A 14,477-nucleotide genomic window follows, 5' to 3' on the forward strand; every position below is an offset into this window, starting at 1 on the left:
GGCCCCATCCCCGTGGGGCGGGCCACTCACCTGATGCTTTTCGTCGCCCGCCGGTGCGCGGGCGCCGCCGGGTCAGTCGCCCGACTCCTGCTGCGGCTCGGTGTCCGGGCGGATGTCGATGCGCCAGCCGGTGAGGCGGGCGGCGAGGCGGGCGTTCTGGCCCTCCTTGCCGATCGCCAGGGAGAGCTGGTAATCGGGCACCGTGACCCGGGCGGAGCGCGCCGCGAGGTCCACGACCTCGACCTTGGTCACCCGAGCGGGCGACAGGGCGTTGGCCACCATCTCGGCGGGGTCGTCGGACCAGTCGACGATGTCGATCTTCTCGCCGTTGAGCTCGGCCATGACGTTGCGGACCCGGCCGCCCATGGGGCCGATGCAGGCGCCCTTGGCGTTGAGTCCGGAACGGGTGGAGCGGACCGCGATCTTGGAGCGGTGACCGGCCTCGCGGGCGATGGCGGCGATCTCGACGGACCCGTCGGCGATCTCCGGGACCTCCAGCGCGAACAGCTTCTTCACCAGGTTGGGGTGGGTGCGCGAGAGCGTGACGGACGGGCCGCGCACGCCCTTGGCCACCCGGACGACGTAGGACCGCAGCCGCATCCCGTGCGGGTACTCCTCGCCGGGGACCTGCTCCTGCGTCGGCAGGATGGCTTCCAGCTTGCCGATGTCCACCAGGACGTTGCGCGGGTCGCGGCCCTGCTGGACCACGCCGGTGACGATGTCGCCCTCCCGGCCGGCGTACTCGCCGAGGGTGGCGTCGTCCTCGGCGTCCCGCAGCCGCTGGAGGATCACCTGCTTGGCCGTGGTGGCGGCGATGCGCCCGAAGTCCGAGGGGGTGTCGTCGAACTCGCGGGGCTCCTGCCCCTCCTCCAGGTCCTCGGGGTCCTCCTTCGCCCAGACGGTCACGTGACCGCTCTCGCGGTCGAGTTGGACGCGCGCCCGGCGGCGGCTCCCCTCGGTGCGGTGGTAGGCGATGAGGAGGGCCGACTCGATCGCCTCGACCAGCAGCGAGAAGGAGATCTCCTTCTCGCGCACCAGCCCCCGCAGGGCACTCATGTCGATGTCCACGACTACGCCTCCTCTTCTTCCGTGCTGTTGTCGCTCTTGTTGCCGTTGTTGTCGTCGCCGTGGTCGGCCTCGCCGGCCTTGCGGTTGAACTCGATCTCCACCCGGGCCTTGGCGACCTCGTCGAAGGCGAGCCGGCGGACGGTGGGCTTGCGGCCCTTGACGCCGGGGACCTGGAGGTCCAGCCCCTCCTCGTCCACCGCGAGCACCCGGGCGGTCAGCTCGCCGCCCGCCACGAGCTGGAAACGGACCAGCCGGCCGGTCGCCCGCACGTAGTGCCGGTGCCGGGTCAGCGGACGGTCCGCGCCGGGGGAGGTGACCTCCAGGACGTACTCGCCCGCGCCCATGGCGTCGGTGCCGTCGAGGGTGTCCGAGATCGCGCGGCTCAGCTCCGCGCAGGTGTCCAGGAGCACGCCCTCGTCCGAGTCCACCACCACCCGCAGCACCCGCCGCTTGCCGGCCGGAGAGACGCTGACCTCCTCCAGGTCGAGGTCCTGGGCGGTCACGAGCGGTTCCAGCAGCTCTCGCAGCCTCTCGCTCTGGGTGGTGCTCATCCGGGTGACTCCTCGGCCGCGTGTGCTGTTGTGGGATGGTCCTGTGTCCGGTCCACAGGGTATCCGCTCCCGAAGGGTGTTGCCGTCCGCGGCCCGGCCCCGGACGGGTACGGTGATCAAGGCGCGCCGTGCGCCCCCTTCCCGTTCCGCCACCGCGAGCCCCCGAGGACGTCCGCCATGCCGTTCCCCCTGCCGTCGCGTGCCCGGTCCGGACCACGCCGGAGGAGCCTGCTCGCCGGCGCCGCGGGCACCGTGCTGCTCACCGGCTGCACGGCGGACGGGGACGACGGCCCGGCGGGAGCGGCGAGGAAGCAGTCGTCCGCGGCGGAGCGGGCGCGGCGGTCCACCGCCGAGGAGAGCCGGGCCCTGGGCGCCCTCTACGACCGGGTGGGCACCGCCCACCCGGCCCTCGCCGAGCGGCTGGCCCCGTTGCGGGCGGCGGTGGCCCGCCACGAGGCGGCCTTCGCCCGCGTCGGGGCCTCCCCCTCCCCCACTGCGCCCCCCTCGCCGAGCGCATCGGCCCCGGCCGCCCCGCCACCGGTGCCGGACGATCCGCGGGGCGCGCTCGCGGCGCTCGCCGAGCGGGAGCGGAAGCTGGCCGGAGCACGGACCGAGCGGGCCCTGGAGGTGCCCGGCGAACTGGCCCGGCTGCTCGCCTCGGTGGCGGCGGCGGGCGCCGCGCACGTGTATCTGTTGACGGAGGGCGAGAAGTGACGGAACAGCGGGCCGAGGCGGCGGAGTTGACGGCGCTGCGGGCGGCGCTGGCCGCCGAGCACGCCGCGGTGTACGGGTACGGGGTGGTGGGCGGCCGGGTGCACGAGGACCGGCGCGACGAGGCCCGCACCGCGTACGAGGCGCATCGGGCCCGTCGCGACGAACTGGTGCGCGCGGTGCGCGACCTGGGCGGCGAGCCGGAGGCCGCGGCGCCCGCCTACGCCCTGCCCTTCCCGGTCGCCGACACCGCGGGCGCGGTCCGGCTGGCCGCCCGCCTGGAGGACGGGCTGGCCGGGGCGTACGCGGACCTGGTGCGGGCCAGTGGGGGCGCCCGGCGCCGCACGGCGGTGGACGCGTTGCGGGAGGCGGCGGTCCGCGCCGCGCGTTGGCGGGGCGGCAGCGTAGCCTTCCCTGGGCTCGCCGAGCGGGCCGCGGCGCCCGGCGGCGCGTCGGCGGCTTCCCGGGCACCCCGGTAGGCCCACGCCGCCGACGTCTCCGAGGGAAGGACACCCCCGCTCATGGTTTTCGAAGCGCCGCAACGGCTGGTCCGGGCGCTGGCCGGGGCACCTGCGGACGGCGCTCCGCAGGCGGCGGCCGACGAGGCGTGGCTCGGGGCGTTGCCCGCGCTCCTGAAGGAGGCGGTGGACGGCGCCGGGCTGACGGTGGAGCGGGTGCGGGTGCCCGGTGGGCGCAGTTCCCTGGTGGTGCTGGTGACCCTCGCGGACGGATCGCCGGCGGTGTGCAAGCTGGCCCCGCCGGGGGCGCACCCGGAGCGGGAGCGGGCGGCCCTGGAGCACTGGGGCGGCGCGGGTGCCGTCCGGGTGCTCGCCGGGGGCCCGGCCGGGGGCGGGATGCTGCTGGAGCGGTTGCGGCCCGACGTGTCGGTGCGTTCGCTGCCGGAGGCGAAGGCGATGTTGGAGGCGGCGGGGGTGCTGCGCCGGCTGTGGGTCGCGCCGCCCTCCGAGCACCCGTTCGAGACCGTCACCGAGGTGACCGGGCGGCAGGCGGCGGCGCTGGCGGCCGGGGCGGACGCGGGGGTGGAGGGGTTCGACGCCCTGGTGACGGCGGCGCTGGAGGCCCGGGAGGGGCTGGTGGCGGTGCCGGTCGAGGAACGGCTGCTGCACGGAACGTTTCGCCAGAGCAAGGCGCTGGCCGGCGAGCGGACGCCGTGGCTGGCGGTGGGGCCCGAGCCGGTGGTGGGCGATCCCGCGTACGACCTGGCCCGGCTGGTGCGGGACCGGGTCGAGGACCTGGTGGCGACGGCCTCCGGGGCGAGCGCGGCCCGGCGTCGGGTGCGGCGGCTGGCGGAGTCGCTGGAGGTGGACGCCGAGCGGGTGCGGGGGTGGGCGCTGTTCCGGGCCGTCGAGTCCGCCCGGCGGTCGCTGGCCCGGGGGCAGCGGCCGCAGGCGGAGTTGTTGATGGAGTACGCGACCTGGTTGTGAGGCGGTCCGGGGGCTCCCTCGGCGGGAGCCCCCGGACGCCGGTCAGGCGGTGAGGCGGGCGATCGCCTCGGCGACGGGGAGTTCCTCGCGCTCGCCGGTGCGACGGTCCTTGACCTCCACCACACCCTCGGCGGTGCGCCGCCCGGCGACCACGATGGTGGGCACGCCGATCAGTTCGGCATCGGTGAACTTGACCCCGGGCGAGACCCCGGCCCGGTCGTCGACGAGGACCCGCACGCCCCGCGCGGCGAGCTGCTCGGCGACGTCGAGCGCCAGCTCGGTCTGGGCGGCCTTGCCCGCGGCGACCACGTGGACGTCGGCGGGGGCGACCTCCGGGGACCAGCACAGGCCCTTCTCGTCGGCGGACTGCTCGGCGAGGGCGGCGACCGCGCGGGAGACGCCGATGCCGTAGGAGCCCATGGTGACCCGGACCGGCTTGCCCTGCTGGCCGAGCACGTCGAGCTGGAAGGTGTCGGCGTACTTGCGGCCCAGCTGGAAGATGTGGCCGATCTCGATGGCGCGGTCCAGCTTCAGGCCCGCCCCGCAGTTGGGGCAGGGGTCGCCGGCCTCGACGACGACCACGTCGAGGTACTCGTCCACCGTGAAGTCGCGGCCGGCGACGACATTGCGGGCGTGGGTGCCGGGCTTGTTGGCGCCGGTGATCCAGGCGGTGCCGGGGGCGACCCGGGGGTCGGCGAGGTAGCGGACCTTCTCCAGGCCCTGGGGGCCGACGTAGCCGCGGACCAGTTCGGGGCGGCCCTCGAAGTCCTCGGCGGTGACCAGTTCGACCACGGCCGGGGCGAGGTGCTCGCCGAGCTTGCCGAGGTCGACCTCGCGGTTGCCGGGCACCCCGACGGCGACGATCTCGCCGTCCACCTTCACCAGGAGGTTCTTGAGGGTCGCGGCGGCGGGGACGCCCAGGTGCTCGGCGAGCGTCTCGATGGTCGGGGTGTCGGGGGTGTCCAGTTCCTCGACCGGGCCGTGCTCCTGGTCGGTGACCGGGGTCAGCGCGAAGGTGACGGCCTCGGTGTTGGCGGCGTAGGAGCAGGAGGGGCAGTCCACGAAGGTGTCCTCGCCGGCGGCGGCGGGCGCCAGGAACTCCTCGGAGGCGGAGCCGCCCATCGCGCCGGAGACCGCGGAGACGATCCGGTAGTCGAGGCCGAGCCGCTGGAAGATCTTCTGGTACGCCTCGCGGTGCAGCCGGTAGGACTCGGCGAGGCCCTCGTCGGTGGTGTCGAAGGAGTACGAGTCCTTCATCTGGAACTCGCGTCCGCGCAGCACGCCGGAGCGGGGGCGGGCCTCGTCGCGGTACTTGGTCTGGATCTGGTAGAGCATGATCGGCAGGTCCTTGTAGGACGCCGCCTGGTCCTTGACCACGAGGGTGAAGATCTCCTCGTGGGTGGGGCCGAGCAGGTACTCGGCGCCCTTGCGGTCCTTGAGGCGGAACAGCAGGTCGCCGTACTCCTCCCAGCGGGCGGACGCCTCGTAGGGCTCCTTGGGCAGCAGGGCGGGGAGCAGCACCTCCTGGGCGCCGATGGCGTCCATCTCCTCGCGGACCACCCGCGCGACGTTGTCGAGGACCTTCTTGCCGAGCGGCAGCCAGGTCCAGATGCCCGCCGAGTTGCGGCGCACGTATCCGGCGCGGACCAGCAGCTTGTGGCTGAGCGTCTCGGCGTCCGCCGGGTCGTCGCGCAGTGTCTTGAGCATCAATCGGGACATGCGCTGGACCTGGGCCATGGTGAACTCCTGCGTGGAAAGGGTGGTGGCAGGAGGTTAGCCGGGCCCTGCGGGCCCGCGGAAATCCGCGGTGCGCCCGGCCGGGGCCGGGGCCGGGCCTCAGGGGGCCGGTGCGCGGCGGAGCAGCGGCAGCGCGGCACCCATGATCGCGTACGGGCGGGGGGCGCTGGGGAAGTGGACGCGGCGGGCCAGGTCCCGGTAGCCGAGCGCCTGGTAGAGGGCGCGGGCGGGGCTGTCGGTGTCGATCGCGGAGAGGATCGAGCGGGGCTCGGCGGCGGTGTCGGTGAGGGCGGTGATCAGCGATCTGCCGATGCCCCGGTTCTGGTGGCGGGTGCGCACGTGCAGTTCGGTGATCACGAACGAGTCGTCGAGCCAGCCGTCGTTGCCCTGGAGCCGCAGGTAGGGCTGGACGACGCTGGACCACCAGTGGGTGCGGTCGTTGGGCATCCCGTAGACGAAGCCGACCAGTCGGCCGCCGGGGAGGGTGGCGCCGAAGGCCCGGGCCCCGGGCTGGTTCATGTGGCGCTGGACGATCTGTCGGCGGACGTTGATCTCGTCCCGCCCCAGTCCGAAGGCGTCCGCCTGGACGGCGAGCGCCTCGTCCACCCGGGTCGCGAGGTCGAGGGGCCCGATGGTGACGTCGTCGGGGGTGCGCGCGCCGAACCCGGGAATCCGCAGCATGGGGGGAGCGTACCCCGGGTACGCGCGCCGGTCGGGAGGTGCTCCCGCGGGCGGGAGCGGGGCCGTCGGCCACGCCGTGGCGCGGATCCCCGGCACGCGGACGTCGGTCCTCGCCAAGGTCCACACGGGCAGGGTCTGCCCTCAGAGCTCACGATGGCTCCGGAGATGGAAGTGCTCGCCTGCTGGCGGCTACGGGCCGTAGTCTCTCCTACGGCCCGACGAGGCCCATTAGAAGAGGACGCTCATGAAGGCGCCGGTCTCCTGGAAGCCGACCCGGCGGTAGGTGGCCCGGGCGGCGGTGTTGTAGTCGTTGACGTAGAGGCTCACCAGGGGGGCGACGTCGGCGAGGGCGTAGCGGAGCACCGCGGCCATGCCGGGGGCCGCGTACCCCCGGCCCCGGTACTCGGGGGCCACCCACACGCCCTGGATCTGGCAGGCGCGGGGGGTGGCGGCGCCGATCTCGGCCTTGAAGACGACCTTGCCGTCCGGGTCGATCCGGGCGAAGGCGCGGCCGGATCCGACCAGTTCGGCGACCCGGGCCTGGTAGAGGAGGCCGCCGTCGCCGGCGAGCGGGGAGACGCCGACCTCCTCGGTGAACATGGCCACGCAGGCCGGCATGATCGTGTCCATCTCGTCCTTGCGGACGCGTCGGACGTACGGGTCGGGGGCGACGTCCCCGGGGAGCCGGTCGGTGACCATCAGCGGCTGGTGGGGGCGGACCTCGCGGGCCGGCCCCCAAGCCGGTTCGAGCAGTTGCCACAGGGTGGCGGTGGTCTCCGCCGGGCCGACGATGGAGGAGCAGCGGCGGCCTGCGCGGCGGGCCCGGTCGGCGAAGCCCCGCACGGCGCGGGGGGTCGCGCACAGGGGCACCAGGTTGGCGCCCGCGTAGCAGAGGGACTCCAGCGCGCCGTTCTCGTACCAGCCCCACATCTCGCCGCCCAGGCGCCAGGGGTCGAGGCCGGCGACCTGGACCCGGGAGATGACGAAGGCGTTCGCCACCGGGTCCCGGTCGAGGACCGCGAGGGCGGCTGCGAGGTCGCTCGGTTCGAGGACCCGGGTGGATGGTTGCGTCAACACGGGCGTGAGGGCCTCACCGGGTGGGCTGCTGGTCTTCGCACTGTACCCGGCGCGGCGGTGCGGCGGCCGGGGCCGTTCCGGGCCGGTGGCGGGGGCGGGCTCAGGCCCCGCGTTCCTCGGCGAGCTCCCGCTGGAGCTCCTCGCGTTCGGCGGTGTCCTCGGTGGTGAGGCCGTCGTCCTGGGCGAGGGCGAGGCGCCAGTAGCCGGTGAAGGCGATGTGCCGCTTGTCGACGCCGCGGTCGGCCACCAGGTGGCGGCGGACGGCGCGGACCGCCGCTGCCTCGCCGGACACCCAGGCGAAGACCTCGCCCGGGGGGAAGACCGCCCGGCGCACCGCGTCGACCAGCACGGTGGACCGACCCGGGGAAACGTTTCCTCGGTGCACCCAGTGGGCGTCCACCCGGGCCGGGCTGCTCCAGGGCTGCTCCTCGTCGGCGTCCGCGACCTCCGCGATGACCAGGGCGTGCTCGTCCGGGCCAAGGTCCTCCAGCAGGGCGCCGATCGCGGGCAGCGCGGTCTCGTCCCCGACGAACAGCTTCCAGTCCGGGGCCCCGGCGGTGCGCAGGTTGCTGAGGGCCGGGCCGACCAGGCCGATCACGTCCCCGGGCCCGGCCGCGTACGCCCAGCGCGCGGCGGGGCCCTCGCCGCCCCGCGGGCCGTGCAGCACGAAGTCCACGTCGATCTCCCGCCGGTCGGGCCGGTGGTGGCGCACCGAGTAGGTGCGCATCCAGGGCCGCTCGGGTGCGGGGATGGCCAGGTACCGCTGGTACCAGGTGACCGGGTCCCGGTCGGCGGGCGGTTCGGGCATCCGGGGCGCCCGCCCGTCGCGACCGAAGAACAGCTTGACCTGCTGGTCGGGGGCGAGGGGGACGAAGTCCGCCAGCCCCTCGCCGGTGAGGGTGATGCGCCGCATGCCGGGGGTGACGTCGGTCACCGCGGTCACGCGCAGTTCGGCGTGGATCACGAAGGTGCGCCCTTTCTTCCGGGTGCCCCGCGCCCGCCCCCGGCGTCGACGCGGAGCCCCCCTCGGTAAGTAAGGCACACCTTACGTAGGAGGGTCCCGGTCCGCCGCGGCGGCCCTCCCCCGCCCCCGGGGAGCGGGTCGCACGGCTCAGCCGGCGATCGCGACCGTCGGCTCGCCGGAGGGGACGCCGTCCTTCTCCATCTGCTCGGCGATCTTCATGGCCTCGTCGATCAGGGTCTCCACGATCTGGGACTCCGGGACGGTCTTGATGACCTCGCCCTTCACGAAGATCTGGCCCTTGCCGTTGCCGGAGGCCACGCCGAGGTCGGCCTCGCGGGCCTCACCGGGACCGTTCACCACACAGCCCATCACGGCGACCCGCAGCGGGACCTCCATGCCCTCCAGGCCGGCGGTGACCTCCTCGGCGAGCTTGTAGACGTCCACCTGGGCGCGACCGCACGAGGGGCAGGAGACGATCTCCAGCCTGCGCTGGCGCAGGTTGAGCGACTCCAGGATCTGGATGCCGACCTTGATCTCCTCGGCCGGCGGCGCGGAGAGCGAGACCCGGATGGTGTCGCCGATGCCCTCGGCGAGCAGGGCCCCGAACGCGACGGCCGACTTGATGGTGCCCTGGAAGGCCGGGCCCGCCTCGGTGACGCCCAGGTGCAGGGGGTAGTCGCACTGGGCGGCGAGTTGCCGGTAGGCGTTGACCATGACCACGGGGTCGTTGTGCTTCACGGAGATCTTGATGTCCTGGAAACCGTGCTCCTCGAAGAGCGACGCCTCCCACAGGGCGGACTCGACGAGGGCCTCGGGGGTCGCCTTGCCGTACTTCTGGAGGAGCCGACGGTCCAGGGAGCCGGCGTTGACGCCGATCCGGATGGGGGTGCCGGCGTCACCGGCCGCCTTGGCGATCTCCTTGACCTTGTCGTCGAACTGCTTGATGTTGCCCGGGTTCACCCGGACCGCCGCGCAGCCGGCGTCGATCGCCGCGAAGACGTACTTCGGCTGGAAGTGGATGTCCGCGATGACCGGAATCTGTGACTTCCGGGCGATGATGGAGAGCGCGTCGGCGTCGTCCTGGGTGGGACAGGCGACCCGGACGATCTGGCAGCCGGACGCCGTCAACTCGGCGATCTGCTGGAGCGTGGCCCCGATGTCGGAGGTGCGCGTGGTCGTCATGGACTGCACCGAAACCGGCGCCTCGCCGCCCACGGCAACGGTCCCGACCTGGATCTGCCGGCTTTTCCGGCGCTCGGCGAGCTTGATCGGAACGGACGGCATGCCGAGCGAAATCGCAGTCATCTGCTGTGCAACCCCAAGGTGTGGATCGAGGTCCCGTCATCAGCGGGCTCCGTTTCCGAGATTACGGTACGCCCGCCGTGCCAAGCACATCGCGCCACCGCGCGAGTGGGCGGTCGGACACCTGTGCTGTCCGACCGCCCGTTGACGCGTGGGTCAGGAGATCCTGACGGGGTTCACGAGGTCCGCGATCAGCACGAGGATCGTGAAGCACACGAACACGCCGGCCACCACGTAGGCGACGGGCATCAGCTTGGCGACGTCGAACGGACCGGGATCGGGCCGCTTGAACACCCGGGCGGTGGTCCGCCGTACGGACTCCCACAGCGCGCCGGCGATGTGCCCGCCGTCCAGCGGCAACAGCGGCAGCATGTTGAACAGGAACAGCGAGAGGTTGAAGCCCGCGACCAGGAACAGCATCATCGCCACCTGGTTCTCCGGGGGGATGTCGAGGTTCAGCACCTCGCCGCCCACCCGGGCCGCGCCCACCACGCCCATCGGGGAGTCAGGCTCGCGGGGCCCGTCGCCGAAGGCCGCGTCCCACAGCGCCGGCACCTTGGAGGGCAGGGCCACCAGCGACTCCACGCCGCTGACCATCATGTCGCCCATCCGGTCCACGGACTGGGTGAAGGACTGCTCCACGATGCCGCTGGCCGGGGTGAAGCCGAGGAAGCCGGCGGTCACGTACTCGCCCTCGACGTAGCCGCCCTCGCCGTCCGTCTTGCCCACCTGGTTCTCGATCAGGGTGGCCTTCAGCTCGACGGGCCGCCCGTCGCGCTCCACGGTGAGGGTGGCCGGGCCGACCGTGTCGCGGATGCGCGACTGGAGCGTGGACCAGTCGTCGACCGGCACCCCGTTGAAGGCGACGATCTTGTCGCGGGGCTCCAGCCCCGCCTGCTTGGCCGGGGCCGCCGGGTCGCCCGCCGCGCACTTGCTGCGGTTCTCGCTCTGTTGGATCACGCAGTCGGAGACCGCGCCCACGGAGGTGGTCTGCTGCTCGATGCCGAAGGTCATCAGCACCCCGAGGAAGATGGCCACCGCCAGCACCAGGTTCATGAACGGCCCGGCGAACATGACGACGACGCGCTTCCACGGCTTGCGCGTGTAGAACAGGCGCTTCTCGTCGCCCGGCTCCAGCTCCTCGTACGCGGCGGAGCGGGCGTCCTCGATCATGCCGCGCCACGCCGAGGTGGAGCGGGCCTCCACCCGGCCGTCCGCGCCGGGCGGGAACATCCCGATCATGCGGATGTACCCGCCGAGCGGGATCGCCTTGATGCCGTACTCCGTCTCCCCCTTCCTGCGGGACCACAGCGTCGGGCCGAAGCCGACCATGTACTGCGGAACGCGGATGCCGAAGAGTTTGGCGGTCGACAGGTGACCGAGTTCGTGCCACGCGATCGAGATCAGCAGGCCGATGGCGAAGACCACTATCCCGAGAACGGTCATCAGCAGGGTCATGCACGCGCCTCCGCGATCTGCTTCGCTGTGGTGGTCGCCCGGGCCGTCAGCTCACGGGCCCGGGCCCGGGCCCAGGTCTCCGCTTCCAGGACGTCCGTCACCGTGAGGGAAGTTCCCGCGCGGGGGGTGCCGTGCTCGGCGACGACCTCGGTCACCGTCTCCATGATGCCGTTGAAGGGCAGGGCGCCGTTCAGGAACGCGTCCACGCACTCCTCGTTGGCGGCGTTGAAGACCGCCGGGGCCGTACCGCCGAGCGCCCCCACCTGCCGGGCCAGGCCCACCGAGGGGAACGCCTCGGTGTCCAAGGGGAAGAACTCCCAGGTCGAGGCGGTGCTCCAGTCGAAGGCGGGCGCGGCGTCCGGCACCCGGGCCGGCCACCCCAGGCCGATGGCGATGGGGCCGCGCATGTCGGGCGGGGTGGCCTGGGCGAGCGTGGAACCGTCCGTGAACTCGACCATGGAGTGCACGTACGACTGGGGGTGCACCACCACCTCGATGCGGTCGAACGGGATGTCGTAGAGCAGGTGGGCCTCGATCACCTCCAGGCCCTTGTTGACCAGGGTCGCGGAGTTCACCGTGATGACCGGGCCCATCGCCCAGGTGGGGTGGGCGAGCGCGTCCGCGGGGGTGACGTCGGCCAGTTCGGCCTGGGTGCGGCCCCGGAACGGCCCGCCCGAGGCGGTGACGACCAGCTTGCGGACCTCGGCCCGGGTGCCGGCGGCCAGCGCCTGGAAGAGGGCGGCGTGCTCCGAGTCGACGGGGATGATCTGTCCCGGCTTCGCCAGCGCCTTGACCAGGGGACCGCCGACGATCAGGGACTCCTTGTTGGCGAGCGCCAGGGTGCGCCCCGCCTCCAGGGCGGCCAGGGTCGGGGCCAGCCCGATCGAGCCGGTGATGCCGTTGAGCACGGTGTGGCACGCGGAGGCGGCGAGTTCGGCCGCGGCGGACGGACCGGCGAGGACCGCGGGCAGCGTTCGCCCCGCCCCGTAGCGCGCGGTCAGCGCCTCGCGCAGCGCCGGCACCGCGTCCTCGCGGGCCACCGCCACGGTGGCCACGTCGAGTTCGTGGGCCTGTTCGGCGAGGAGCCCCACGTTGCCGCCCGCGGCGGACAGGGCGGTGACCCGGAAGCGGTCGGGGTGGCGTCGGACCAGGTCGATGGCCTGGGTGCCGATCGATCCCGTGGCGCCGAGGATCACGATGTCCCGGCGGCCGTGGTCCGGGCCGGCGTCGAAGACGACGTGCGGGTCTGCGAGGGGGGCGGGGCTGTCGGTCATTCCCCCATTCTTACGGGTCGCGGGGGGTGTGCGTGCCCGGACCCCGGCCGTCGGACGCCGGGGGCGGATACCGGCCGGGGTCCGGGGGGCGGGGCCGCTCAGGGGACGGGCCGGCGCAGGTCGGGCCGGGTGCCGGCACCCGGGGTGGAGTCCGCGATCCAGGGGCCCTCGCCGCTGGGGTCCACGATCCCGTCCTCCAGCCAGGCATGGGCGCCGTCCAGCACCGCGCCCAGGAGACGGCGGTCGGAGGCGTCGGCGTTGGTCCACAGTCGGCGGAACAGCTCGTCGGCACGGACCCGGGCCTGTCGGCAGAAGGCGTCGGCGAGCTCGTACGCCTCCCGGCCCCGGCCCCCGCCGGCCCGCAGGTGCTCGGCGCGCACGCAGGCCGCGCTCATCGCGAACAGTTCGGCGCCGATGTCCACGATCCGCCCCAGGAAGCCCTGCTTCTTCTCCAACCGGCCCTGCCAGCGGGACATCCCGTAGAACACCGACCGCGCCAGCCGCCGGGAGGTGCGCTCCACGTACCGCAGGTGGCCGGAGAGGTCGGCGTGGCCGGTGGGGTGGAAGGCCGCGAAGGAGGTGGGGAGCTGCCCCGGGCCGGCGAACAGTCCGGGCAGCCAGCGGGCGTAGAAGCCGCCGGCCCGTGCCCCGGCCCGCGCCTTGTCGGGCAGCGAGGTGTCCGGGTCGATCAGGTCGCCGGCGACGGAGAGGTGGGCGTCGACGGCCTCCCGCGCGATCAACAGGTGCATGATCTCGGTGGAGCCCTCGAAGATCCGGTTGATCCGCAGGTCGCGCAGGAGTTGTTCGGCGGGGACGGCCCGCTCCCCGCGGGCGGCCAGCGACTCGGCGGTCTCGTAGCCGCGCCCGCCGCGGATCTGGACCAGGTCGTCGGCCATCCGCCAGGCCATCTCGGAGCCGTACAGCTTGGCGAGGGCGGCCTCGATGCGGATGTCGTTGCGGTTCTCGTCGGCCAACTGGGACGACAGGTCCAGGACGGCCTCCAGGGCGAAGGTGGTCGCGGCGATGAAGGCGATCTTCTCGCCGACCGCTTCGTGCCGGGCGATCGGACCGCCCCACTGCTCCCGGATGGACGACCACTCCCGGGCGATCTTCAGGCACCACTTGCCGGCGCCGACGCACATCGCGGGCAGCGAGAGCCGGCCGGTGTTCAGGGTGGTCAGGGCGATCTTCAGGCCGGCGCCCTCGGCGCCGATCCGGTGGGCGGCCGGCACCCGCACCCGGTGGAAGCGGGTGACGCCGTTCTCGATGCCCCGCAGTCCCATGAACGCGTTGCGGTTCTCCACGGTGACGCCCTCGCTGGACGCCTCCACCACGAAGGCGGTGATGCCGCCCGGGTGCCCCTCGGACCGCGGCACCCGGGCCATCACCACCAACAGGTCGGCGACCACCCCGTTGGTGGTCCACAGCTTCACCCCGTCCAGGACGTAGTCGTCGCCGTCGGGCACCGCGGCGGTGGCGAGCCGGGCCGGGTCGGAGCCGACGTCGGGTTCGGTGAGCAGGAACGCGGAGATCTCGCCGCGGGCGCAGCGGGGCAGGAACTCCTCGCGCTGTTCCGGGGTGCCGAACAGCTTCAGCGGCTGCGGTACGCCGATCGACTGGTGGGCCGAGAGCAGTGCCCCGATCGCGGGGTTGGCGGTGCCGAGGAGGGCGAGCGCCTTGTTGTAGTACAGCTGGGTGAGGCCGAGGCCGCCGTACCGGGTGTCGATCTTCATGCCGAAGGCGCCGAGTTCGCGGAGCCGGGCGATCGTCCCGTCGGGGATGCGGGCCTCCCGCTCGATGCGGGCGGAGTCGACCTCGTGGGCGCAGAAGTCGCGGAGCCGGGCGAGGAACTGTTCGCCGCGCCGGACGGCGTCCTCGCCGGGGACCGGGTGCGGGTGGATCAGGTCGAGCCGGAAGCGGCCGAGGAAGAGTTCCCGGGCGAAGCTGGGGCCCCGCCAGTCCTGTTCCCGCGCGGCCTCGGCCACCTGGCGGGCCTCGCGGGCGGTGACGGCCGGTCGGGTGGGTGATGCGGTCATGCGGGACACCTCGCCGCGGGTCGGTGGAGCACGGGCACGGGTGCCCGACGCGCACGCGTCGGGCCGTACCCACCGTGCGCCCCGGCGGGGCCGGCCGCACGCCCACGGGGCCCGGGCGGGCGTGCGGCGACGGCCGGAGCCCCCGCACGGGGCTCCGGCCGTCGCACCGGACC

13 protein-coding genes are annotated in these 14,477 nt (G+C 73.7%); 3 read left to right on the forward strand and 10 right to left on the reverse strand.

What is annotated here, in order from left to right; translation table 11 throughout:
* Nucleotides 1-72: 72 nt before the first annotated feature.
* On the reverse strand, nt 73-1,068 hold the full coding sequence (gene nusA, locus ABT092_RS22385) for a transcription termination factor NusA (RefSeq protein ID WP_351246540.1): 996 nt from the start codon (nt 1,066-1,068) through the stop codon (nt 73-75).
* Nucleotides 1,069-1,070: 2 nt separating this feature from the next.
* A complete protein-coding gene (gene rimP / locus ABT092_RS22390) occupies nt 1,071-1,619 on the reverse strand; it encodes a ribosome maturation factor RimP (RefSeq protein ID WP_351246542.1) in 549 nt (182 codons plus the stop codon).
* A gap of 177 nt (nt 1,620-1,796) precedes the next feature.
* Here rimP and ABT092_RS22395 point away from each other — a divergent pair, with 177 nt between their 5' ends.
* From ABT092_RS22395 to ABT092_RS22405, 3 genes are read left to right on the forward strand one after another with little or no spacing between them, the layout of a single operon-like run.
* On the forward strand, nt 1,797-2,333 hold the full coding sequence (locus ABT092_RS22395) for a hypothetical protein (protein ID WP_351246544.1): 537 nt from the start codon (nt 1,797-1,799) through the stop codon (nt 2,331-2,333).
* Entirely contained in the window at nt 2,330-2,809 is a 480-nt protein-coding gene (locus tag ABT092_RS22400; protein WP_351246546.1) for a ferritin-like domain-containing protein, read from the forward strand. The genes ABT092_RS22395 and ABT092_RS22400 overlap by 4 nt, the downstream gene beginning before the upstream one ends.
* Nucleotides 2,810-2,851: 42 nt before the next feature.
* Nucleotides 2,852-3,775 (forward strand): aminoglycoside phosphotransferase family protein, encoded by a 924-nt coding sequence (locus tag ABT092_RS22405; protein WP_351246548.1) that lies wholly within the window; start codon nt 2,852-2,854, stop codon nt 3,773-3,775.
* A 42-nt stretch (nt 3,776-3,817) separates the two neighbouring features.
* Here the strand turns inward: ABT092_RS22405 and ABT092_RS22410 are convergent, their stop codons facing one another.
* The 8 genes from ABT092_RS22410 to ABT092_RS22445 all read right to left on the reverse strand — a co-directional run bounded on the left by ABT092_RS22410 (nt 3,818) and on the right by ABT092_RS22445 (nt 14,304).
* Nucleotides 3,818-5,512, reverse strand: coding sequence for a proline--tRNA ligase (locus ABT092_RS22410; protein ID WP_351246550.1), 1,695 nt, complete (start codon nt 5,510-5,512; stop codon nt 3,818-3,820).
* A gap of 99 nt (nt 5,513-5,611) precedes the next feature.
* Nucleotides 5,612-6,193, reverse strand: coding sequence for a GNAT family N-acetyltransferase (locus ABT092_RS22415; protein WP_351246552.1), 582 nt, complete (start codon nt 6,191-6,193; stop codon nt 5,612-5,614).
* A 228-nt stretch (nt 6,194-6,421) separates the two neighbouring features.
* Nucleotides 6,422-7,270 carry a GNAT family N-acetyltransferase gene (locus tag ABT092_RS22420; RefSeq protein WP_351246554.1) on the reverse strand — a complete coding sequence of 283 codons (849 nt, stop codon included), beginning with the start codon at nt 7,268-7,270 and terminating at the stop codon, nt 6,422-6,424.
* Nucleotides 7,271-7,370: 100 nt separating this feature from the next.
* Nucleotides 7,371-8,234 (reverse strand): siderophore-interacting protein, encoded by an 864-nt coding sequence (locus ABT092_RS22425; RefSeq protein WP_351246556.1) that lies wholly within the window; start codon nt 8,232-8,234, stop codon nt 7,371-7,373.
* A gap of 147 nt (nt 8,235-8,381) precedes the next feature.
* A complete protein-coding gene (gene ispG / locus ABT092_RS22430) occupies nt 8,382-9,539 on the reverse strand; it encodes a flavodoxin-dependent (E)-4-hydroxy-3-methylbut-2-enyl-diphosphate synthase (protein WP_351246558.1) in 1,158 nt (385 codons plus the stop codon).
* Between the two features lie 153 nt (nt 9,540-9,692).
* Nucleotides 9,693-10,994 (reverse strand): M50 family metallopeptidase, encoded by a 1,302-nt coding sequence (locus ABT092_RS22435; protein WP_351246560.1) that lies wholly within the window; start codon nt 10,992-10,994, stop codon nt 9,693-9,695.
* Nucleotides 10,991-12,268: a 1-deoxy-D-xylulose-5-phosphate reductoisomerase gene (gene dxr / locus ABT092_RS22440; RefSeq protein WP_351246562.1), complete on the reverse strand. Its 1,278-nt coding sequence runs from the start codon at nt 12,266-12,268 to the stop codon at nt 10,991-10,993. Before dxr ends, ABT092_RS22435 begins: the two co-directional genes overlap by 4 nt.
* 98 nt (nt 12,269-12,366) lie before the next feature.
* Nucleotides 12,367-14,304 carry an acyl-CoA dehydrogenase family protein gene (locus tag ABT092_RS22445; RefSeq protein WP_351246564.1) on the reverse strand — a complete coding sequence of 646 codons (1,938 nt, stop codon included), beginning with the start codon at nt 14,302-14,304 and terminating at the stop codon, nt 12,367-12,369.
* Nucleotides 14,305-14,477: the final 173 nt, after the last annotated feature.

Source organism: Streptomyces sp. NPDC002490 (assembly GCF_040296045.1).
Classification (GTDB): Bacteria; Actinomycetota; Actinomycetes; order Streptomycetales; family Streptomycetaceae; genus Streptomyces.

Coding starts and splice junctions, on each gene's coding strand:
- rimP (WP_351246542.1), bottom strand. CDS start 1,619: ATGAGCACCACCCAGAGCGAGAGGCTGCGAGAGCTGCTGGAACCGCTC.
- ABT092_RS22395 (WP_351246544.1), top strand. CDS start 1,797: ATGCCGTTCCCCCTGCCGTCGCGTGCCCGGTCCGGACCACGCCGGAGG.
- ABT092_RS22405 (WP_351246548.1), top strand. CDS start 2,852: ATGGTTTTCGAAGCGCCGCAACGGCTGGTCCGGGCGCTGGCCGGGGCA.
- ABT092_RS22410 (WP_351246550.1), bottom strand. CDS start 5,512: ATGGCCCAGGTCCAGCGCATGTCCCGATTGATGCTCAAGACACTGCGC.
- ABT092_RS22415 (WP_351246552.1), bottom strand. CDS start 6,193: ATGCTGCGGATTCCCGGGTTCGGCGCGCGCACCCCCGACGACGTCACC.
- ispG (WP_351246558.1), bottom strand. CDS start 9,539: ATGACTGCGATTTCGCTCGGCATGCCGTCCGTTCCGATCAAGCTCGCC.
- ABT092_RS22435 (WP_351246560.1), bottom strand. CDS start 10,994: ATGACCCTGCTGATGACCGTTCTCGGGATAGTGGTCTTCGCCATCGGC.
- dxr (WP_351246562.1), bottom strand. CDS start 12,268: ATGACCGACAGCCCCGCCCCCCTCGCAGACCCGCACGTCGTCTTCGAC.
- ABT092_RS22445 (WP_351246564.1), bottom strand. CDS start 14,304: ATGACCGCATCACCCACCCGACCGGCCGTCACCGCCCGCGAGGCCCGC.